Origin of the sequence: Streptomyces sp. NBC_00009 (genome assembly GCF_045040855.1) — a bacterium.
GTDB lineage: Bacteria > Actinomycetota > Actinomycetes > Streptomycetales > Streptomycetaceae > Streptomyces > Streptomyces aureus.
In genome coordinates this window covers 6,691,862-6,711,370 of the sequence record NZ_CP108312.1, presented here as the reverse complement: position 1 = coordinate 6,711,370, position 19,509 = coordinate 6,691,862, and the positions used below count along the sequence as shown (strand labels likewise).

Here is a 19,509-nt window from a genome sequence, read left to right as displayed (position 1 = left end):
TGGTGGTGGTTCGGGCGGGATCAGGAGGGCGGCCGTGGCCCGGTCAGCGGGTGCGGTTCAGCGTCTGGAGCGCGGCCTTGAGGAGCTTGCCGACCTGCGGCGTGCCGCCCTCCTCCTCGGCCTGCGGGGCGACCGCCTCGATGGCCTCGTCGGCCTCGCGGGTGGCGTAGCCGAGCCCGATGAGCGCGGCGTGCAGCTGGTCGCGCCAGCCGGAGGTCACGGGGGCGCCCACGCCCGTACCGGTGCCGAGGGGCGCGCCGAGCCGGTCCTTGAGTTCGAGGAGCAGCTTCTGGGCGCCCTTCTTGCCGATGCCGGGCACAGCGGTGAGTGACTTCTCGTCGCCGGAGGCCACGGCGCGGCGCAGGGCGTCGGGGCTGTGCACGGCGAGCATGGCCTGTGCGAGCCGGGGTCCGACACCACTGGCGGTCTGGAGCAGCACGAAGGTCTGCCGCTCGTCGTCGTCGGCGAAGCCGTAGAGCGTGAGCGAGTCCTCGCGTACGACGAGGGAGGTGGCGAGCTTGGTCTGCTGGCCGATGCGGAGCCCGGAGAGCGTGTTCGGGGTGCACTGGACGGCCATGCCGATGCCGCCGACCTCGACCACCGCGGTGTCAGGGGCGAGGGCGGCCACCGGGCCGCTGACGAAGGCGATCATGCGATACGGCCTTTCGGTGCTGTGGCAGGTTTCGATGCGTGCAGGGCGACGGCCTGCTGGAGTCTGTTCTGCGCGGGGGCGCGCCAGATGTGACAGATGGCGAGGGCCAGGGCGTCGGCCGCGTCGGCAGGCTTGGGGGGTGCGGCCAGTCTCAGCAGCCGTGTCACCATGGCGCCCACCTGCGCCTTGTCGGCCCGTCCGCTGCCCGTCACGGCGGCCTTGACCTCGCTGGGCGTATGGAGGGCCACGGGGATGCCGCGGCGGCTGGCGCAGAGCATGGCTACCGCGCTCGCCTGGGCCGTCCCCATGACCGTCCGCACGTTGTGCTGGCTGAACACCCGCTCCACGGCGACGAATTCGGGCCGGTACTCGTCGAGCCACTGCTCGATGCCCTGCTCGATGGCGACGAGGCGGTGGCCCAACTCCGCGTCGGCCGGGGTCCGTACGACGCCGACACCACACATCGTCAGAGGCCGCCCCGCGACCCCCTCGACCACGCCGACACCGCACCGGGTCAACCCCGGGTCCACGCCGAGTACGCGCACCCCGCCCCTCCTTCGATAGCCAGTTTGTGCAGGCTATCGGGTACCGCTGACAATGCGACGGGCCGACGGGTGTGTTCCCGTCGGCCCGTGCGCTGCCTGCGTGTCAGGCGTCGACCTTCTCCATGACCTCGTCGCTCACGTCGAAGTTGGCGAAGACGTTCTGCACGTCGTCGCTGTCCTCGAGCGCGTCGATGAGCTTGAAGATCTTGCGGGCGCCCTCCTCGTCCAGCTCGACCTGCATGGTCGGGACGAAGTTGGCGTCGGCCGAGTCGTAGTCGATGCCGGCCTCCTGGAGCGCGGTGCGCACCGCGACCAGGTCGGTGGCCTCGCTGAGCACCTCGAAGGACTCACCGAGGTCGTTGACCTCTTCGGCACCCGCGTCGAGCACGGCACCGAGGACGTCGTCCTCGGACAGCTCACCCTTGGGGACGATCACGACACCCTTGCGGTTGAACAGGTACGAGACGGAGCCGGGGTCGGCCATGTTGCCGCCGTTGCGGGTCATGGCGACACGCACGTCGGACGCGGCACGGTTGCGGTTGTCGGTGAGGCACTCGATGAGCACCGCGACGCCGTTGGGACCGTAGCCCTCGTACATGATCGTCTCGTAGTCGGCGCCACCGGCCTCGAGGCCGGCGCCGCGCTTGACCGCGGAGTCGATGTTCTTGTTAGGGACCGAGCTCTTCTTGGCCTTCTGGATGGCGTCGAAGAGCGTCGGGTTGCCGGACACGTCGGAGCCACCCGTGCGGGCAGCGACCTCGATGTTCTTGATCATCTTCGCGAAGAGCTTGCCGCGCTTGGCGTCGATCACGGCCTTCTTGTGCTTCGTCGTAGCCCATTTAGAGTGGCCGGACATCTGCCTGTCTCCTTCGCGTAACCAACCCAGTACGAACTCCCCCTGGCCTCAAGGGTCGGGGGACCCCCCGAGATCCTACAAGGACCCGGCCACCAGCTTCGCCCGCACCATGTCGACGAACAGTGCGTGCATCCTGTGGTCGCCGGTCAGCTCGGGGTGGAAGGACGTGGCGAGGGCGTTTTCCTGCCGTACAGCGACTATGTGCCCGTCGTACTCCGCGAGTACCTCGGCACGGGCGCCCACCGACTCGACCCAGGGGGCGCGGATGAAGACGCCCTCCACGGGGTCGCCCTCCACGCCGCGCACGTCGACCGCCGCCTCGAAGGACTCGTTCTGGCGTCCGAAGGCGTTGCGGCGCACGATCATGTCGATCCCGCCGACCGTCTCCTGGCCCGAACGCGGGTCGAGGATCTTGTCGGCGAGAAGGATCATGCCCGCGCAGGTGCCGTACACCGGCATGCCTTCACGCACGCGCGCGCGAAGGGGCTCCATGAGCCCGAACAGGACGGCCAGCTTGGAGATGGTGGTCGACTCCCCGCCGGGCAGGACGATGCCGTCCACCTCGGCGAGTTCCTCGGGCCGCCGCACGGGCCTGGCCACGGCGTCCGCCGTGGCCAGGGCGACGAGGTGCTCCCGTACGTCGCCCTGGAGCGCGAGGACGCCCACTACGGGAGAGGTCATTACCAGCCCCGGTTCGCGTAGCGCTCGGTCTCGGGGAGGGTGTCGCAGTTGATGCCGACCATGGCCTCGCCCAGGTTGCGGGAGGCGTCCGCGATGATCTTGGGGTCGTCGTAGAAGGTGGTGGCCTTCACGATGGCGGCGGCGCGCTTGGCGGGGTCGCCGGACTTGAAGATGCCGGAGCCGACGAAGACACCCTCGGCGCCGAGCTGACGCATCAGGGCGGCGTCAGCGGGCGTGGCGACACCACCGGCGGAGAACAGCACCACCGGCAGCTTGCCGAGCTCGGAGACCTCCTTGACGAGCTCGTAGGGGGCGCGCAGCTCCTTGGCGGCGGCGTACAGCTCGTTGTTGTCGAAGCCGCGCAGCTTGGCGATCTCGTTCTTGATCTGGCGCAGGTGGCGGACGGCCTCGACGACGTTGCCCGTGCCGGCCTCGCCCTTCGAGCGGATCATGGCCGCGCCCTCGGCGATGCGGCGCAGGGCCTCGCCCAGGTTGGTGGCACCGCACACGAAGGGGGTCGTGAACGCGAACTTGTCGCTGTGGTTGACCTCGTCGGCCGGGGTCAGCACCTCGGACTCGTCGATGTAGTCGACGCCGAGCGACTGCAGGACCTGGGCCTCGACGAAGTGACCGATGCGGGACTTGGCCATGACCGGGATGGAGACGGCCTCGATGATCTCTTCGATCATGTTCGGGTCGGACATCCGGGCCACACCGCCGTCCTTGCGGATGTCGGCCGGCACCCGCTCGAGCGCCATGACGGCCACCGCGCCGGCGTCCTCGGCGATCTTCGCCTGCTCGGCGTTGACGACGTCCATGATCACGCCGCCCTTGAGCTGCTCGGCCATGCCGCGCTTCACGCGCGCGGTGCCGGTGGTTTCGACGGACTGGTGGGTGCTGGACACGGGTGACCTCGCTCGGTGGAAAAAGGGGGATTGCTACTCCACAGAGGAAACGCCCCGCGATCAGTCCACATCAAGGGCCAATGTCCGACCGGTGGCTCATTCTTCGCGAACGCGCCTGGTCACCACCGTGTTACGCAGTGGGCCGGTCGGCCCCTTATCTCCGGTTTGCCCTTATGCGGTAGGCCGGTCGGCGAGTACTTATGTGGTGGGCCGGTCGGCGAGCGCGACGGGCGGCTCGTCGTCCATCTCGAAGGCCAGGGGGAACGGCGCGTGGCCCGCGAGCCGGAACCAGCGCACCGTGCGGTGCCTGCGCAGGGCTCGTGCGGCCCGTACGGCGTCGTTGTGGAAGCGCCGGGCCATCGGCACCCTGCGGACGGCCTGAGCGAGCTCCTCGGCCGCGTCGGGGCCGCCCGGGGCGGCGCGCACCGCCTCCATCTGCCCGGCCTCGCCGAACACGGCCCGCAGCGCCTGGCTCAGCTCGCTCTCGGCGACCTCACGGTGGTCCTCCTCGGCCTGCCGTGCCGCGTGCGCGGCCTCGTACAGGACGATCGAGGCGGCGGGGTCGAGCACTCCGGAGGTGGCCAGCTCCTGTGCCACCGAGGCGCGGCGCAGCAGTTGGGCGTCGAGGGCGGCACGGGCCGCGTCGATCCGGGCGTGCAGCCGGTCGAGACGGCCCGCTGTCCAGCTCAGGTAGAGGCCGACCGCGATGAGGAAGACCGCGATCCAGATCAAAGTGGAGGTCACGGGCGCAAAGGCTACAGCCGTGCACCGCACCGGCGATCAGCCGCGTGCGGGACGGGAGGGACGTACCGGTTTGTGCGCGTGGCGCGCCGATACGTCCCGTCAGTCGCGGGCGAGCCCGAACCGTGCCCGCAGTCCGCTGCGTTCGTCGGTGGCCACGGCCGCTGCGCCGGTGGTCACCGTCTCGTACACGGACAGGATGTCCGCCCCCACGGTCGACCAGTCGAAGCGCCGCACGTGCTTGCTGCCGCGCTCCCGCAGCTCCTCGCGCCGGCCGGCGTCTCCCAGGAGCCGGACGGCCGAGTCCGCCAGAGCGTTCGCGTCCTCGTTGGCGAACAGCTCCCCCGCGCCGCCCTGGTCGAGGACCTGGGCGAACGCGTCGAGATCCGAGGCCAGGACGGGCGCGCCCGCCGACATGGCCTCGACCAGGATGATGCCGAAGCTCTCGCCGCCGGTGTTGGGGGCCACGTACACGTCGACGCTGCGCAGCAGCCGGGCCTTGTCCTCGTCGCTGACCATGCCGAGGAACACGACCTGTTCGCGCATCTTGGCGGGCAGGCTCTCGACGGCCTCCTCCTCGTCACCGCGTCCGGCCACGAGCAGCCGGGTCCCGGGCCGCTCGGCCAGGATCCTCGGCAGGGCCTTCATCAGTACGGGAAGACCCTTGCGGGGCTCGTCGATGCGCCCGATGAAGCCGAGGGTGCCGCCCTCCCGTCTCCCACCACCGCCCTCAACCGAGCTACGCGCCCCTTCTGACTGCCACTCGGCCTTGGGCTCGGCGCGGGCGAAGAAGTCCACGTCGACGCCGTTCGGGATGACGACCGCGTCCCCGCCGAGGTGCTCCACGAGCGTGCGGCGCGCGTACTCGCTCACCGCGATCCGCGCGCTGATCTTCTCCAGGGCGGGCTGGAGGATCGGATACGCGGCGATCATGGCGCGGGACCGCGGGTTCGACGTGTGGAACGTGGCGACGATCGGGCCCTGCGCGGCCCAGCAGGAGAGCAGCCCCAGCGAAGGCGAGGCCGGCTCATGGATGTGGATCACGTCGAACGTGCCGTCGTGCAGCCAGCGCCGCACGCGCGCGGCGCTCAGGAAGCCGAAGTTGAGCCGGGCGACCGAGCCGTTGTAGGGCACGGGGACGGCACGGCCCGCCGAGACGACGTAGGGCGGCAGCGGGGTCTCGTCGTCGGCCGGGGCGAGGACGGACACCTCGTGCCCCAGAGCGATGAGGTGCTCCGCGAGGTCGCGGATGTGGAACTGGACGCCGCCCGGCACGTCCCAGGAGTACGGGCAGACGATGCCGATCTTCACGGTCGGCGCTCCTCGAGGTCAGCGAGCCACAAGCGCTGCAGCATGTGCCAGTCCTCCGGGTGGTCGGCGATCCCTGTGGCGAAGGCGTCGGCCAGCGCCTGCGTCATGACAGACGTCTTTTCGGCGCGGGTACCTGTCTCGGGCACCTCGATGGGGGCGTGGACGCGTCCGCGCATGACGGGCGACTCGTCGTACCAGAGGGTGACCGGGAGGAGCAGGGCGCCGGTCTGCTGGGCGAGTATCGCCGGACCCGCGGGCATGCGCGCGGTGTCGCCGAAGAACTTCACCTCGACGCCGGACTCGGACAGATCGCGGTCGGCGACCAGGCAGACCAGGCCGCCGGCGCGCAGCCGGCGTGCGAGCGTGCCGAAGGCGGATCCGCCTTCGTGCGGCAGGACCTCCATGCCGAGGCTCTCGCGGTAGGCCACGAAGCGGTCGTAGAGGGTCTCGGGCTTGAGGCGCTCGGCGACCGTCGTGAACGGGGTCTCCAGCTCGGTGGTGACCCAGGCGCCCGCGAGGTCCCAGTTGCCCAGGTGGGGCAGGGCGAGGATGACGCCCTTGTCGGAGGCGAGGCCGTCGGTGAGGTGGTGGGCGTCGCCGATGTCGAAGCCGTTCCTGACCCGGTCCGCGCTCCAGGACGGCAGCCGGAACGACTCCATCCAGTACCGCAGGTACGAGCGCATGCCCGCCTTGGAGAGCTGCTTAAGGCGCTCCGGGGAGGCGTCGGGCACCACGCGCGCGAGGTTGGACTCCAGGCGCAGGACACTCTTGCCGCGCCGCCTCCACGTGAGGTCGGCGATGGTCCGGCCCAGGCGGACCGCGACGGGCTCGGGGAGCTTCTTGACCGTGCTCCAGCCCGCTCCGTAGAGGGCGTCGACGAGTCGTTCGCGCGTGTTGCTCACGATGCGGTCCCACTCTCCTGGGAGGCCTCGGCGGCGGCCTCCGCGTCGGCCTCGGCCGACTCCCTGCGGACGGTCACCATCCGCTGGATCAGCGTCACGAGGCTGCCCGCGGCGACGGCCCACAGGGCGATCGGCAGCAGGACCTGGATGCCGGGCACACCGAACTTGTGCAGCCCCGCGAGGCCGGCGGCGACGAGGGTGACCACGAGCCGCTCGGCGCGCTCGACCAGGCCGTTGACCGCGACGGGCAGGCCGATGGCCTCACCGCGGGCCTTGGTGTACGACACGACCTGGCCGCTGGCGAGGCAGAAGATGGAGACGGCGCACAGCATGTTGTCGTCGCCGGATCCCGCGTACCAGAGGGCGAGGCCGCCGAAGATCGCGCCGTCCGCGACGCGGTCGAGCGTGGAGTCGAGGAACGCGCCCCAGCGGCTGGTGCGGCCGAGCTGGCGCGCCATGTTGCCGTCCACGAGGTCCGAGAACACGAACAGCGTGATGACGATCGTGCCCCAGAAGAACTCCCCGCGGGGGAAGAAGACCAGCGCGCCCGCCACGACCCCGGCCGTACCGAGGAGCGTGACCGCGTCGGGGCTGACCCCGCGACGGATGAGAAACGCGGCGAACGGTGTGAGGACACGCGTGAAGAATGCACGCGCGTACTTGTTCAGCATGGCCTTCCCGAGGGTCGGATGGCCGCGCGGCCCTTCTGGCCACCGGCTGGCCCATCGTAGTCACGCGCGCGCGTGGACGACCTACGGGCACCCGCGCGCCCCGGGGGATCACGTACGACGTATGGACGCACCGTGACGCGAGTGGAAAGCTCGAAGACACCGCGGGCGTCGTCGGAGCCGCCATCGCGGGTCCCACGTGTCCGCGCCCAATGGGACCCCCTCTTCAGCAGGGGTGCCACCTCACCGTGCAAGTAACCGGGAGGCAAGGCATGGGCGACAAGGCGAACACGCACACCGGAGCCGCCGGCAGGGCTACGGCGGCCGACCACCCCGCGTCCGTGAGGAATGTGGTGCTGGTCGGCCACAGCGGATCGGGCAAGACGACGTTGGTGGAGGCTCTCGCGCTGACCGCGGGGGCGGTGAACAGGGCGGGCCGGGTGGAGGACGGGACCGCCGTTTCCGACTACGACGAGATCGAGCACCGGCAGCAGCGGTCGGTGCAGCTCTCCCTCGTGCCCCTCGAATGGGACGGGTACAAGATCAACCTTCTGGACACCCCCGGATACGCGGATTTCGTCGGGGAGCTGAGGGCCGGTCTGCGGGCAGCGGACGCGGCCCTCTTCGTCGTCTCGGCGTCCGACGGGCCCGAGACCATGGCGGGCGCGACGCGCATGGTGTGGGAGGAGTGCGCGGCGGTCGGCATGCCGCGCGCCATCGTGGTCACGCATCTGGAGGCGGCGCGTTCCGACTTCGAACAGATGACGCAGACCTGTGAGACGTTCTTCGGCGGTGACGACCCGGACGCGGTCATCCCGCTCTACCTGCCCCTGCACGGCGAGCCCGGGCCCGACGGGCACGCGCCGGTCACCGGCCTCGTCGGCCTCCTGTCGCAGCGCGTGTTCGACTATGCGTCGGGCGAGCGCAAGGAGTCCGAGCCGGACCCCGATCAGCTGCCGCTCATCGAGGAGGCACGCAACCGTCTGATCGAGGGGATCATCGCCGAGAGCGAGGACGAGACCCTCATGGACCGCTATGTGAGCGGCGAGGAGATCGACTACAAGACGCTGGTCGGGGACCTGGAGCGGGCCGTCGCGCGCGGTGTCTTCCACCCGGTGCTCGCCGCGGCCCCCGCGGCTCCGGGCGCCCGCCAGGGCATCGGCACGGTCGAGCTGCTCGAACTCATCACGGGTGGCTTCCCCACCCCCCTGGAGCGCGCGGCCCCCGTGGTCACCACCCCGTCGGGCGACGCGCGCACGGTGAACGTCTGCGATCCGGACGGCCCCCTGGTCGCCGAGGTCGTGAAGACGGCGTCCGATCCGTACGTGGGCCGGATCTCGCTGGTACGGGTCTTCTCCGGAACCCTGCGACCCGACGACACGGTGCATGTGTCGGGGCACGGCCTCGCCGACCGCGGCCACGAGGACCACGACGTCGACGAACGCATCGGCGCCCTCTCGTCGCCCTTCGGGAAACAGCAGCGCGTGCTCTCCCACTGCATCGCCGGTGACATGGCGTGCGTGGCCAAGCTCGGCAGGGCGGAGACCGGCGACACCCTCTCCGCCAAGGACGACCCGCTCCTCATGGAGCCGTGGGACATGCCGGACCCACTGCTTCCGCTGGCGATCCAGGCACACAGCAAGCCGGACGAGGACAAGCTCTCGCAGGGCCTGTCCCGGCTGGTCGCCGAGGACCCGACGATGCGGCTCGAACAGAACCAGGCCACGCACCAGGTCGTCCTGTGGTGCCTCGGTGAGGCGCATGCGGACGTCGCCCTGGAGCGGCTGCGCAACCGGTACGGCGTCCAGGTGGACGTCGTCCCGCACAAGGTCTCGCTCAGGGAGACGTTCGCCGACAGGTCGGCGGGCCGCGGGCGCCATGTGAAGCAGTCCGGCGGGCACGGACAGTTCGCGATCTGCGAGATCGAGGTGGAGCCGCTGCCGAACGGCTCCGGCATCGAGTTCGTGGACAAGGTCGTCGGCGGCGCGGTGCCGCGGCAGTTCATCCCGTCCGTGGAGAAGGGCCTACGGGCACAGGCCGCGAAGGGCGTGGCCGCGGGCTATCCCCTCATCGACGTGCGGATCACGCTGCTCGACGGCAAGTCGCACTCGGTGGACTCCTCCGACGCGGCGTTCCAGACGGCCGGCGCGCTGGCGCTGCGGGAGGCGGCGGCGGAGGCGAAGATCCATCTCCTGGAGCCGGTGGCCGAAGTGCAGGTGCTCGTCGCGGACGACTACGTGGGAGCGGTGATGAGCGACCTGTCGGGGCGGCGCGGCCGCGTGGTCGGCACGGAACAGGCGCCGGGATCTCGCACGCTCGTACGGGCCGAGATCCCGGAGATCGAGATCGGCCGGTACGCGGTGGACCTGCGGTCGCTGTCGCACGGCACGGGGCGGTTCAGCCGAGCGTACGCGCGGCACGAGCCGATGCCTTCGCAGTTGGGCGACAGAATGCGCGAACAGGCGCAGGACGTCTCGTAGTTGACCGTCCCTCGGCCACCCGACAGCCGTGGCCGCCCCCCCGGTCCCCTTCCGGGCGGGCGGCTTCGGCCGTCCCCTGACGGATGTCGGTGCGCCCGGATACGCTGATGACCTGATCAAGCCGATGACCTGATCAACAGGTGTGCGGGGCAAGGAAGTCGGGAAAGCCGCAGGAGCGAAGGCGCGCGGCGATGGGGGCGGCAGTGGCGGACGACGTATTCGACTTCAGGCCCGGAGCGCAGGTGCCGTTGCACGGCTCCGCGGGCCAGACCGCGGCCACGTACGCCCTCGCTTCGGCGGCGTACCGGGACGCGAAGGTGGACGATCTGCTCGCCGCCAACAGCGAGTGGCACAAGTCCGATGTGAAGAAGGGCCTTTGGTCGCTGGCGGCGCCGAATCTGGGCGAGGCGTTCTCGCGGGCCGTCCAGGGCCGGCTGCTCGGCGGTGCCCGCAAGCCGCTCATCCAGTCCTTCGGCACCGAGCCACAGGTCGTCGTCGAGCACTGTCTCGCGGCGAACCGGATCCGTAAGCAGCGCGACAGCTGGCTGACGGCCGTGATGGCGCTGTGCGGCCTGCTCTTCCTGCCCGGCCTGATCGTGTGGCTGCTCGTCTTCCAGATCCGCCGCATGATCGCCGGCCACGAGAACAAGCGCATGGCCGCGCTGTTCACGGCGCTGATGGTGGCGGTCGCGGCCGTCGCCGTGATCTTCATGGTCCGGCTGCCGTTCACGGGCTTCTGGGCCTGGTATCTGCGGGCGGCGATCGTGGCGCCCGTGGTCGGCTGGCTGTGGGCCCGGCAGATCTGCGAGCGCACGGCACAGGACATGCGGGAGCGCTGGGACAGCCTGCTCGCGGGCGGCGGCATCGGCGCCAAGATCCCGGAGGCGGTGCCCGGCAGCCCGGGCGAGACGGCCGCCGAGCGGCTGCGCCAGAGCCTCGCCAAGCTGACCGCGGAGCAGCAGTCGAACGCCGTGTTCTACGCGGGCCCCAAGGGCATCCTCGGCATGGGCACCCGCTGGGGCAGCTGGCAGCTCGCCGAGGAGCTGATTCCCCGCGACGAGGGCGCGGAGATCCACCCGTTCCGCAGTTGGGACGTCATACGGGCGGTCCACGACAAGCTGCGGCTCCTGGAGCGCGGCCCGCTGCACACGGGCGGGTTCCCGACGCCGTCGATCAAGCACTGGATCGTCTCGCCGATCGGGGAGAACGCGAAGAAGGTGGCCCGCACCAGCGGCACCGACGTCGAGGCCTTCCAGATCAAGAACCACGAGATACAGCGGATCTGCAACGAGCAGCAGTTCGGTAGCGGCGACCGCCACTACCTGGGCGTGCAGTTCACGCTCTGGGACGGCCAGTTGGTGATCACGATGTTGATCACGGTGACGGTGCTGCACGAGACGCTGCGCATCGAGATCACGGGCCATGCGCTCGGCCCGGTGCACTCCCTGTTCACGACGAAGCCCGAGCCGAAGGTGAAGGAAGTCGCCAAGGCCGTCAAGTTCTGGGAGACGGTGGAGAAGAAGCTCCCTCTCATCGAGCCCGACGAGGTGGTCCGCCTCGCGGTGCGCGCGCCCTTCACCTGGTATCCGCCGCTCCTGGACTTCATAGGCGGCAAGCTGATCCTGCCCGAGCCCTTCGGGCTGCGGCACGCGTGGGCGGACAAGCCGTGGCGCCACCGCTTCATGGCGGACGACGCGCTGCGCACGGCCACCCCGGTCCTGCGCGTGGTGCATGCGGCGGCGATCAAGGTGCTTGAGGAGAACGGCGTGGACACGGAGAAGTTCGGAACACGGTCGTCGTTCCTCAGCAACCTGGTCCAGGCCCCGACGCCGGCGAACGCCGACGTGTACGACGCGTAGCGGGGCGCGGCCGGGCGGACGGGCCCGGCCGGCCAGGCTCAGCTAGTCGGCGTCCGGCCAGGCCTTGGCCAGCGCGGTCCTGGTGTCGCCGAGCAGCTGCGGCAGCACCTTGGTGTGACCCACGACGGGCATGAAGTTGGTGTCGCCGCCCCAGCGCGGAACGATGTGCTGGTGCAGGTGCGCGGCGATGCCGGCCCCCGCCACCGCGCCCTGGTTCATGCCGATGTTGAAGCCGTGCGCCCCGGACGCGGTGCGCAGCGCGGCCATCGCGCGCTTGGTGAAGAGGGCCAGCTCGGCGGTCTCGCCGTCGTCCAGATCCGTGTAGTCGGCGACGTGCCGGTACGGCAGCACCATCAAGTGGCCGCCGTTGTACGGATAGAGGTTGAGGATCGCGTAGACGCTCGCGCCGCGCGCCACGATCAGCGCTTCCTCGTCGGTCATGCCGGGTGCGGCGCAGAACGGACAGCCGTCGTCGGCTCCCGGTCCGGTCGGCTTGTTCTCCCCCTGGATGTAGGCCATCCGGTGCGGCGTCCAAAGGCGCCCGAACCCGTCCGGCTCACCCACCGGCCCCGTGTGCTGCTCCGGCTCACTCGTCATGAGATGCAGCATATGGCTTCGCCCGTTCGGAGCGTGTCGGCGGGGCAGGTCCCGGTCCCCGCCCGCGATCCTTGACCGATGGACGAGAGACGGCGCACGCCGTGGGAGCACCGGATGGAGACCCCGCTGTCGCTGGCGGCCCTGCTGTTTCTCGCGTCGTACGCGGTCAGAGTCCTGGGGCACGGGCTTCCGGAGGCGGTGCGCGACGCGTGTCTCGCAGTGACCTCCGCCGCCTGGGCCGTCTTCGCGCTGGACTTCGCCGTCCGATGGCGCCACAGCGGCAAGGGGCTCTCGTTCGTGCGCCACCACTGGCTGGACGCGGTGGTCGTGGTGCTGCCGCTGCTGCGCCCACTGCAGGTCGTGCGGACCTACGACGCCGTGCGGCGGCGGCACGAAGAACCGCGGCTCAGCCTGCACGCGCGCGTGGCGACCTACGCCGGGATGTCCGCCTCGCTGCTCGGATTCGCGGCGTCGCTGGCCATGTACCAGGTCGAACGCGGGCAGCCGCACGCCACGATCCGTACCTTCGGGGACTCCGTGTGGTGGGCCTGCTCGACGCTGTCCACCGTCGGATACGGGGACGTGGTCCCGGTGACCCCGCTCGGGCGTCTGGTGGCGGCGGCGCTGATGACGTGCGGTCTGGCGCTGCTCGGAGCGATCACGGGCTCGTTCTCGTCCTGGATGTTCCAGGTGTTCAGGCGCGACGGCGACGAGAGGCCCCCGGGAAACTTCCCGGGGGCCCCTTGATGTCGTACGTCGCTGCCGTCAGCGGCGGGCGTCAGACCTGCACGCGCTCCTCGACGACCTTGACGATCTTCTCGATCGCCTCGTCGACGGGGATGCCGTTCTCCTGCGAGCCGTCGCGGTAGCGGAAGGAGACGGCGCCGGCCGCCATGTCCTCGTCGCCCGCGATGATCATGAACGGAACCTTCTGCTTCTGCGCGTTCCTGATCTTCTTCTGCATACGGTCCGACGAAGAGTCCACGTCGACGCGCAGCCCCTTCTTCTTCGCCTTGGCCGCGAACTCCTCGAGGTACGGGATGTGCGCGTCGCCGATCGGGATGCCGACCGCCTGCACCGGCGCGAGCCAGGCCGGGAAGGCACCCGCGTAGTGCTCGAGGAGCACCGCGAAGAACCGCTCGATGGAGCCGAACAGCGCACGGTGGATCATGACCGGGCGCTGCTTGGTGCCGTCGGGGCCGGTGTACTCCAGGTTGAAGCGCTCCGGCAGGTTGAAGTCGAGCTGCACGGTCGACATCTGCCAGGTGCGGCCGATGGCGTCCTTCGCCTGGACGGAGATCTTCGGGCCGTAGAACGCGGCGCCGCCCGGGTCCGGGACCAGCGGGAGGCCCTGCTTCTCGGCGACCTGGCGCAGCGTCTCGGTGGCCTCTTCCCAGATCTCGTCGGAGCCGACGAACTTCTCGGGGTCCTTGGTGGACAGCTCCAGGTAGAAGTCGGTCAGGCCGTAGTCGCGCAGCAGCCCGAGGACGAAGGTGAGCGTCTTGTCGAGCTCCTCCGCCATCTGCTCCTTGGTGCAGTAGATGTGCGCGTCGTCCTGCGTGAAGCCGCGGGCGCGGGTGAGGCCGTGCACGACGCCCGACTTCTCGTACCGGTACACGGTGCCGAACTCGAAGAGGCGCAGCGGCAGTTCACGGTAGGAACGCCCGCGCGCATCGAAGATCAGGTTGTGCATCGGGCAGTTCATGGGCTTGAGGTAGTAGTCCACGCCCTCGTCGAGCTGCATGGGCGGGTACATGCCGTCGGCGTACCAGTCCAGGTGGCCCGAGGTCTCGAAGAGCTTCCCCTTCGTCGCGTGCGGGGTGTAGACGAACTCGTAGCCCTCCTCCTCGTGCCGGCGGCGCGAGTAGTCCTCCATGACCCGGCGGACGATGCCGCCCTTGGGGTGGAAGACGGCCAGACCGGAACCGATCTGGTCGGGGATGGAGAACAGGTCCAGCTCGTTGCCCAGCTTGCGGTGGTCGCGCTTCTCGGCCTCGGCGAGGAACTCCAGGTGCGCCTTCAGCTCGTCCTTCGACGGCCAGGCGGTGCCGTAGATGCGCTGGAGCATCGGGTTCTTCTCGCTGCCGCGCCAGTACGCGGCCGCGTTCCGCATCAGCTTGAACGCGGGGATGTTGCGGGTGGTGGGCAGGTGGGGACCGCGGCAGAGGTCCTTCCAGCACAGGTCACCGGTCTTGGCGTCGAGGTTGTCGTAGATGGTCAGCTCGCCGCCGCCCACCTCGACGTTCGCGCCGTCGTCGGTGGACGCGGCGCCCTTGATGCCGATGAGCTCCAGCTTGTACGGCTCGTCGGCGAGCTCCTCGCGGGCGGCCTCGTCGGTGACGACGCGGCGCGAGAAGCGCTGCCCGCGCTTCTGGATCTCCTGCATCTTCTTCTCGATGGCCTTGAGATCCTCGGGCGTGAAGGGCTTCTCCACGTCGAAGTCGTAGTAGAAGCCGTCCTTGACCGGCGGGCCGATGCCCAGCTTGGCGTCGGGGAACAGCTCCTGCACAGCCTGCGCCATCACGTGGGCGGTGGAGTGGCGCAGGATGTTGAGGCCGTCCTCGGAGGAGATCTCGACGGGCTCGACCTCCTCGCCGTCCTGCACGGCGTACGCGAGGTCCTTCAGCTCGCCGGCCACACGGGCGGCGACGATGGTGCGCTCGCCGGCGAAGAGCTCGGCGGCCGTAGTGCCCGTCGTCACCACGCGCTCTTCCCGCTCGGAATCGCGTTGGATGATCACACGGACGTCTGACACCGGACTCTCCTGCCTGAAGGGGGCGCGCCATGATCTGTCCACGCGCGCAATACACAGGGGATCGTACCGAGCCCGGGGCCCGACTCGCGAAACGGCATCAACGCGGCCCGCGCCGCGATCCCCGTGCACACGCCGGGAACCCCCTGCTCACGAGCCCGGGAGCTCAGTCGTCCCCGCTGCACGCCTCCTCGAAGAAGTCCAGATTCTCCTGGAGCGACTTCATCAGCCGGTCCCGCTCGGCCTCCTCTACCTGTACGGGCACCACCTCGCCGGCCCCGGTCAGCCGCCGGAAGCCGCCCCGGCTCTCCAGCCGCCCGTGCACCCTGATCGGCAACCCCACGAGATGCGCGTGCCCCGCCGTCCGGTACGCCTCCTCGTCCAGCGTCATCCGAACGTGCGGCACATCGGCGCCCCCCATGACGTGCAGCCGCACCGTCCCTTCTCCGCGCGGCCCCGATCTGCGCATGCGCACGACGGTGCCGGTGATCCGGACGGCGATGGACGGCTCGGACTGCAGATAGCGGGCGCTCGCCTCCCGCAGCACCGCCAGGTCGCCGGGCGAGAACTCGACGGGCGCGTCCCCGGCCGTGCACTCGTCGGGCACCCCGGCCGCCGGTGACCACTCGACGCCGACCCGGGCTCCCTCCGTACCGCGGACGAGAGCGACGAGCGCTTCGACGAGCTCGTGGCTCACCCCCGCCTCGACCGCGCCGTCGAAGGCGTCCATGCCGCCGGTGGCCCGCCGGTAGTCGATGGCCTCGCGGGCCGCGTACAGCGCCTGGTGGAGCCGGACGGCGAGCGCGCGGCCCGCGGCGACGGGCACGAACGCGGTGAGCCTGCGGCCGCCGGGAGCGTCACCGACGAGGACGGTCTCCAGCGAAGCGGCGGCGGGCCTGCGGTGGCGGGCGCCGTAGTAACCGGCCCTGCCCCGGGCGGCGAGCGCGGCGGCCAGCAGCATCCGCCGGGCGGCGGCGCGCAGTTGCTCCTCCACCGGCCACGCGGCGCTGCCCGCGGGCCCGACCGGCACATCGCGCCACCAGCGGATCTCGTCGCTCGGCACGGCGAGCGAGACGAGGACCTCCCGCGCGGAGGGCGATCCGCTGCGCTCCAGGGCCTCGAGCGCCTCGCCGAGCAGGTCATCGCTGTCGGGAAAGGCGCGGGTCTCCGGCACGAGCAGGCTGGTGCGCCCGGAGGCGCCGGGCAGCGTCCAGCGCACATAGCGCCCGGTGGCGCCGCCGCGGCGTTCCCAGCCGTGCCGGTCGAGCAGTGCGTTCAGCACGACCGGGTCGACCTGCTCCGGCCCGGAGCCTCCGAGGTCGACGGGGTGGGATCGGACGGTGTTCAGGGCGCGAAGGCGCTCATCGGTCGGGCGGTGCTGCATCAGGGTCTCCCTCCCTGTCCGTCAGGGCCTCCCGCGTCGCCTGTCAGGGCCCCGCGTCCTTCAGGGCCTCCCGCCCGTCCCGATCCGCGTCATGATCTCGCAGAGCGCGCGGTCGTCGAAGATCCGCGAGGTCGGGATGCGCACGGTGGTGCGGCGCCTTCCCGTCACGGGGTGGCCGGCCAGGTTGATCCAGTAGCAGCAGTGCCGCAGGTCGAGCCGGTCGTGTCCGGCCCGCAGCCAGTCGTCCTGCGAGCGCGGCACGATCATCACGACCAGGATCTTGTGCACCGACACCGGTGTGCGGGCGAGCTTCTCCAGGTGTGCGTTGTCGAGCGTGAAGGAGAAGGACGGCCCCGGCGGCTTCGGCGGGAGCTGGTACGTGCACTTGAGCTGCACCTTGATGGTGACCTCGTCGTCGACCGTGTGCCCGGGGGCGCTGTGGCTGACGTGCCAGTCGATTCCGTTGTCAGGGAACGGCTGAGAGAGCGAACAGCCCGCGGCTGCCGCTACGGCGTGCAGATAGCCCACCTGGAGTGTCTCCATGCAGGCGGTGGTGGCGAGTGTGCCGCGCGGCGGTGCGATCCGCTCGGGCAGCAGCCCACCCTGTTCGGGCTGCGCGAGCGCCATGTCCAACTGGCCTTCCGAAACGGGTGAATCCCCTGGGCGGGCCGCTGAACTGCCGTGACCCGTATCTGTGTTGTCTCCGGTCGGCGTACGACGCAAACAGCCCGGGTATCACCGAAACGGGCAGCAGCGAGGGGCCATCTGCCAGGCGTGAACGAGGAGTTGCATTGACATGACGTGCTGGTACGAGGGCCCTCTGGCCGCCTTCGACACCGAGACCACCGGCGTGGACGTGGAGAGCGATCGCATCGTGTCGGCCGCGATCGTGGTGCAGGACGCCGCGGGCAGCAGGCCGCGTGTCTCACGCTGGCTCGTGAATCCGGGGGTACCGGTGCCGGCCGGGGCGACGGAGGTGCACGGCCTGACGGACGAGCACCTCCAGCGCAACGGCCGCTGGCCGGCCCCCGTCATGGAGGAGATAGCCCGGCTGCTGGGCGAGCAGGCCGCGGCGGGCCGCCCGCTCGTGGTGATGAACGCGCCGTTCGATCTGACGCTCCTGGACCGGGAGTTGCGGCGACATCGCGCCTCCGCGCTCGGCCGCTACATGGAGAGCTCGTCGCTGTGCGTCCTCGATCCGCGCGTCCTCGACAAACACCTGGACCGCTACCGCAAGGGCCGCCGCACCCTGACGGACCTGTGCGCGCACTACGAGGTGGAGCTGGAGGGCGCGCACGACGCGGCCGCGGACGCGCAGGCGTCCCTGGATGTCGTACGGGCCGTGGGGCGCCGGTTCGCGTCCCGCCTGGAGCGTCTGTCCCCCGCCGAGCTGCACACCCTTCAGGCGGTGTGGCATGCCGCGCAGGCGCGTGGGCTGCAGGCGTGGTTCGCACGCAGCGGCAATCCGGAGACGGTGGATCCGGCGTGGCCGATGCGCACGGAACTGCGGGAGGCCGCCTGAGAGTTGCCCGTACGGGCTCGGGCCCAGGGCACAGAAAAGCCGGTCCGTCTGCTGACGGACCGGCTTTCTTCCGGGTGGGCGATACTGGGTTCGAACCAGTGACCTCTTCGGTGTGAACGAAGCGCTCTCCCACTGAGCTAATCGCCCGGGAACGGGTTGAACCATACAGGCCCCGGCGGGTTTCCAACAAACCGGTTCGGTCAGCGCCGCCGCAGATGCGCGACGAGCCCGCGCCGCCCACCCCGCATCATCAGCGCGTGGTTGACGAGGAACACCGGCCTGCCGACGAGGGCGAACCGCCGCAACAGGGGTTTGCACACCTCCACCTCCTGCTCGTACAGCGCGCGCGTCCCGCCCTCATGCGCGCGCACGGTCCACCGCACCCAGCCCTCCAGGTCGCCGGACACGGTGATCTCCAGGACCCCGGCCTCGGTGTCGCGGCGCAGGGCGGTGGCCGTCACGAACAGGTCGTACGGGAGGAGCGAGCGGAAGCGGGCGGTGCCGCGGTGCTCGTCGAGGGGTGTCGCCTCGCGCACTTGGGGCCACCACAGGGGGTAGTCCTCGGCGCGCTCGAGGGCCGCGAACACATCCGCGGGCTCCTCGGGCAGGTCCCAGACACTGCGGAAGCGGTAGTGGTTCCAGTCCATGGCGCGAGCCTTCCCCGTTACGCGGTGACTCACCTGAACGTGAATTGGCGTGATGGCGACGGTCATTGATTCACCGTCAGAACTTCCGGATTCCTGGCGAAGTCCGGGAACTCTGAAACGGGGTCAGGTTCGCCCGCCCGTCGAATTGCCGAAGGGGCCCCGCGGGGTTTATATCCCAGGCATCCGTACGGATTATGGGATTCCTGTTCCGGTCGCCGGACACCAGGAGCGCGTCGCAGCCAGAAAGCGCTTGCGGATCATGACGGCCGGACGCGGAAACGCCGAGTGCCCCGGAGGCTTGAAGCCTCCGGGGCACTCGGTCCGGGGTGGGCGATACTGGGTTCGAACCAGTGACCTCTTCGGTGTGAACGAAGCGCTCTCCCACTGAGCTAATCGCCCGGGCGCAGAGAGAACATTACCGCATGTCAGCAGGTGCTCCGACCAGCCCTGACACCCCCGGCGCGACCCTCGCGGGCCACCCCGCTCACTCCTTGATCTTCCACGGCATCTCGAAGCCGAACTTCCACACGTAGATCGCCACGAGCACCGCGATGATCACCACGCCGACCGACGTCAGGATGATGTTCCGCCGGCGCACCGCGGGGTCGAGCGCGCGCTGCGTGGCCTCGGTGACCTTGCGCTTCGTCCAGCGGAGCACAAGCTGCGCCCAGACGAACTCGGTCGCCCAGATCGCCATGCCACCGAAGATCACCAGCCAGCCCGGGCCCGGCAGCGGCAGCATGATCACGCCCGCCACCACCACCGCGAGCCCGGCCACGAAGACGCCGACCTGCCAGCTCAGATGCAGGGCTCTGCGGGCCTTGATGAACTCCGGCGCCCGCGAGCCGAGCGCCGGCTCCGTCTTCGCCCCGTCTCCCGTCGTCGCGGCCACGGATTCAGACTCGGCCGCCTCGTCACTCCCCGTATTCATACAACCAAACCTACCCGACGGAATCCCGTCACCGGAATGGACGCTCCGGACCGAGAAACACTCCGCCGTCCGAGCT

19 protein-coding genes and 2 tRNA genes are annotated in these 19,509 nt (G+C 70.2%); 4 read left to right on the top strand and 17 right to left on the bottom strand.

Features of this window, described 5'->3' with window-relative positions; translation table 11 throughout:
- Positions 1-43: 43 nt before the first annotated feature.
- The 9 genes from ruvA to pgsA all read right to left on the bottom strand — a co-directional run bounded on the left by ruvA (position 44) and on the right by pgsA (position 7,264).
- Positions 44-652 carry a Holliday junction branch migration protein RuvA gene (gene ruvA, locus OHA58_RS30380; RefSeq protein ID WP_405482721.1) on the bottom strand — a complete coding sequence of 203 codons (609 nt, stop codon included), beginning with the start codon at positions 650-652 and terminating at the stop codon, positions 44-46.
- Complete coding sequence (gene ruvC, locus OHA58_RS30375; RefSeq protein ID WP_405482719.1) at positions 649-1,197, bottom strand: crossover junction endodeoxyribonuclease RuvC; 549 nt, start codon at positions 1,195-1,197, stop codon at positions 649-651. The genes ruvA and ruvC overlap by 4 nt, the downstream gene beginning before the upstream one ends.
- Positions 1,198-1,300: 103 nt before the next feature.
- Complete coding sequence (locus OHA58_RS30370) at positions 1,301-2,053, bottom strand: YebC/PmpR family DNA-binding transcriptional regulator (RefSeq protein WP_266566512.1); 753 nt, start codon at positions 2,051-2,053, stop codon at positions 1,301-1,303.
- Positions 2,054-2,128: 75 nt separating this feature from the next.
- Complete coding sequence (pdxT, locus tag OHA58_RS30365; protein WP_326713978.1) at positions 2,129-2,734, bottom strand: pyridoxal 5'-phosphate synthase glutaminase subunit PdxT; 606 nt, start codon at positions 2,732-2,734, stop codon at positions 2,129-2,131.
- Entirely contained in the window at positions 2,734-3,582 is an 849-nt protein-coding gene (pdxS, locus tag OHA58_RS30360; RefSeq protein WP_234374648.1) for a pyridoxal 5'-phosphate synthase lyase subunit PdxS, read from the bottom strand. Before pdxS ends, pdxT begins: the two co-directional genes overlap by 1 nt.
- A 255-nt stretch (positions 3,583-3,837) precedes the next feature.
- The gene (locus OHA58_RS30355) at positions 3,838-4,383 is read right to left on the bottom strand and encodes a hypothetical protein (protein WP_266566506.1); all 546 of its coding nucleotides are present in this window, start codon (positions 4,381-4,383) and stop codon (positions 3,838-3,840) included.
- 99 nt (positions 4,384-4,482) lie between these two features.
- Positions 4,483-5,691 (bottom strand): glycosyltransferase family 4 protein, encoded by a 1,209-nt coding sequence (locus OHA58_RS30350; RefSeq protein ID WP_405482718.1) that lies wholly within the window; start codon positions 5,689-5,691, stop codon positions 4,483-4,485.
- Complete coding sequence (locus OHA58_RS30345) at positions 5,688-6,593, bottom strand: phosphatidylinositol mannoside acyltransferase (RefSeq protein ID WP_405482716.1); 906 nt, start codon at positions 6,591-6,593, stop codon at positions 5,688-5,690. Before OHA58_RS30345 ends, OHA58_RS30350 begins: the two co-directional genes overlap by 4 nt.
- Positions 6,590-7,264, bottom strand: coding sequence for a phosphatidylinositol phosphate synthase (gene pgsA / locus OHA58_RS30340; RefSeq protein ID WP_405482714.1), 675 nt, complete (start codon positions 7,262-7,264; stop codon positions 6,590-6,592). The genes OHA58_RS30345 and pgsA overlap by 4 nt, the downstream gene beginning before the upstream one ends.
- Positions 7,265-7,533: 269 nt before the next feature.
- On the opposite strand from pgsA, the gene OHA58_RS30335 reads away from it, so the two are divergent.
- Together OHA58_RS30335 and OHA58_RS30330 are read left to right on the top strand one after the other, a co-directional pair.
- Positions 7,534-9,741, top strand: coding sequence for an elongation factor G-like protein EF-G2 (locus tag OHA58_RS30335; RefSeq protein ID WP_405482712.1), 2,208 nt, complete (start codon positions 7,534-7,536; stop codon positions 9,739-9,741).
- Between the two features lie 191 nt (positions 9,742-9,932).
- Positions 9,933-11,600, top strand: coding sequence for a hypothetical protein (locus OHA58_RS30330; RefSeq protein ID WP_405482711.1), 1,668 nt, complete (start codon positions 9,933-9,935; stop codon positions 11,598-11,600).
- Positions 11,601-11,642: 42 nt separating this feature from the next.
- Here OHA58_RS30330 and OHA58_RS30325 read toward each other — a convergent pair whose 3' ends face one another.
- A complete protein-coding gene (locus OHA58_RS30325; protein WP_116503347.1) occupies positions 11,643-12,209 on the bottom strand; it encodes an HIT domain-containing protein in 567 nt (188 codons plus the stop codon).
- A gap of 66 nt (positions 12,210-12,275) precedes the next feature.
- Between OHA58_RS30325 and OHA58_RS30320 the strand changes: the two genes are divergently transcribed.
- Complete coding sequence (locus tag OHA58_RS30320; RefSeq protein WP_405482710.1) at positions 12,276-12,944, top strand: potassium channel family protein; 669 nt, start codon at positions 12,276-12,278, stop codon at positions 12,942-12,944.
- Positions 12,945-12,975: 31 nt separating this feature from the next.
- Here the strand turns inward: OHA58_RS30320 and thrS are convergent, their stop codons facing one another.
- The 3 genes from thrS to OHA58_RS30305 form a co-directional block, all read right to left on the bottom strand.
- Positions 12,976-14,952 (bottom strand): threonine--tRNA ligase, encoded by a 1,977-nt coding sequence (gene thrS / locus OHA58_RS30315; protein WP_405482708.1) that lies wholly within the window; start codon positions 14,950-14,952, stop codon positions 12,976-12,978.
- A 163-nt stretch (positions 14,953-15,115) separates the two neighbouring features.
- Positions 15,116-16,333 carry a hypothetical protein gene (locus OHA58_RS30310; protein ID WP_405482707.1) on the bottom strand — a complete coding sequence of 406 codons (1,218 nt, stop codon included), beginning with the start codon at positions 16,331-16,333 and terminating at the stop codon, positions 15,116-15,118.
- A gap of 60 nt (positions 16,334-16,393) precedes the next feature.
- A complete protein-coding gene (locus OHA58_RS30305; protein ID WP_376257391.1) occupies positions 16,394-16,960 on the bottom strand; it encodes a DUF4365 domain-containing protein in 567 nt (188 codons plus the stop codon).
- Between the two features lie 169 nt (positions 16,961-17,129).
- Between OHA58_RS30305 and OHA58_RS30300 the strand changes: the two genes are divergently transcribed.
- The gene (locus OHA58_RS30300) at positions 17,130-17,855 is read left to right on the top strand and encodes a 3'-5' exonuclease (protein WP_116503337.1); all 726 of its coding nucleotides are present in this window, start codon (positions 17,130-17,132) and stop codon (positions 17,853-17,855) included.
- A gap of 75 nt (positions 17,856-17,930) precedes the next feature.
- On the opposite strand, the gene OHA58_RS30295 is transcribed toward OHA58_RS30300, so the two are convergent.
- The 4 genes from OHA58_RS30295 to OHA58_RS30280 all read right to left on the bottom strand — a co-directional run bounded on the left by OHA58_RS30295 (position 17,931) and on the right by OHA58_RS30280 (position 19,433).
- A tRNA-Val gene (locus OHA58_RS30295) sits at positions 17,931-18,002 on the bottom strand.
- 53 nt (positions 18,003-18,055) lie between these two features.
- Positions 18,056-18,502: an SRPBCC family protein gene (locus tag OHA58_RS30290; RefSeq protein ID WP_405482706.1), complete on the bottom strand. Its 447-nt coding sequence runs from the start codon at positions 18,500-18,502 to the stop codon at positions 18,056-18,058.
- Positions 18,503-18,829: 327 nt separating this feature from the next.
- Positions 18,830-18,901: transfer RNA gene (locus tag OHA58_RS30285), tRNA-Val, on the bottom strand.
- 85 nt (positions 18,902-18,986) lie between these two features.
- Positions 18,987-19,433 (bottom strand): TIGR02611 family protein, encoded by a 447-nt coding sequence (locus tag OHA58_RS30280; RefSeq protein ID WP_405482705.1) that lies wholly within the window; start codon positions 19,431-19,433, stop codon positions 18,987-18,989.
- Between the last annotated feature and the right edge of the window lie 76 nt (positions 19,434-19,509).

Bases quoted from the DNA above. Each gene is read 5' to 3' on its own strand.
- OHA58_RS30305 (WP_376257391.1), bottom strand. From the start codon at position 16,960: ATGGCGCTCGCGCAGCCCGAACAGGGTGGGCTGCTGCCCGAGCGGATC.
- OHA58_RS30325 (WP_116503347.1), bottom strand. From the start codon at position 12,209: ATGCTGCATCTCATGACGAGTGAGCCGGAGCAGCACACGGGGCCGGTG.
- OHA58_RS30300 (WP_116503337.1), top strand. From the start codon at position 17,130: ATGACGTGCTGGTACGAGGGCCCTCTGGCCGCCTTCGACACCGAGACC.
- OHA58_RS30330 (WP_405482711.1), top strand. From the start codon at position 9,933: ATGGGGGCGGCAGTGGCGGACGACGTATTCGACTTCAGGCCCGGAGCG.
- pgsA (WP_405482714.1), bottom strand. From the start codon at position 7,264: ATGCTGAACAAGTACGCGCGTGCATTCTTCACGCGTGTCCTCACACCG.
- OHA58_RS30290 (WP_405482706.1), bottom strand. From the start codon at position 18,502: ATGGACTGGAACCACTACCGCTTCCGCAGTGTCTGGGACCTGCCCGAG.
- OHA58_RS30280 (WP_405482705.1), bottom strand. From the start codon at position 19,433: ATGAATACGGGGAGTGACGAGGCGGCCGAGTCTGAATCCGTGGCCGCG.
- OHA58_RS30320 (WP_405482710.1), top strand. From the start codon at position 12,276: ATGGACGAGAGACGGCGCACGCCGTGGGAGCACCGGATGGAGACCCCG.
- OHA58_RS30370 (WP_266566512.1), bottom strand. From the start codon at position 2,053: ATGTCCGGCCACTCTAAATGGGCTACGACGAAGCACAAGAAGGCCGTG.
- OHA58_RS30335 (WP_405482712.1), top strand. From the start codon at position 7,534: ATGGGCGACAAGGCGAACACGCACACCGGAGCCGCCGGCAGGGCTACG.
- pdxT (WP_326713978.1), bottom strand. From the start codon at position 2,734: ATGACCTCTCCCGTAGTGGGCGTCCTCGCGCTCCAGGGCGACGTACGG.
- ruvA (WP_405482721.1), bottom strand. From the start codon at position 652: ATGATCGCCTTCGTCAGCGGCCCGGTGGCCGCCCTCGCCCCTGACACC.
- OHA58_RS30310 (WP_405482707.1), bottom strand. From the start codon at position 16,333: ATGCAGCACCGCCCGACCGATGAGCGCCTTCGCGCCCTGAACACCGTC.
- pdxS (WP_234374648.1), bottom strand. From the start codon at position 3,582: ATGGCCGAGCAGCTCAAGGGCGGCGTGATCATGGACGTCGTCAACGCC.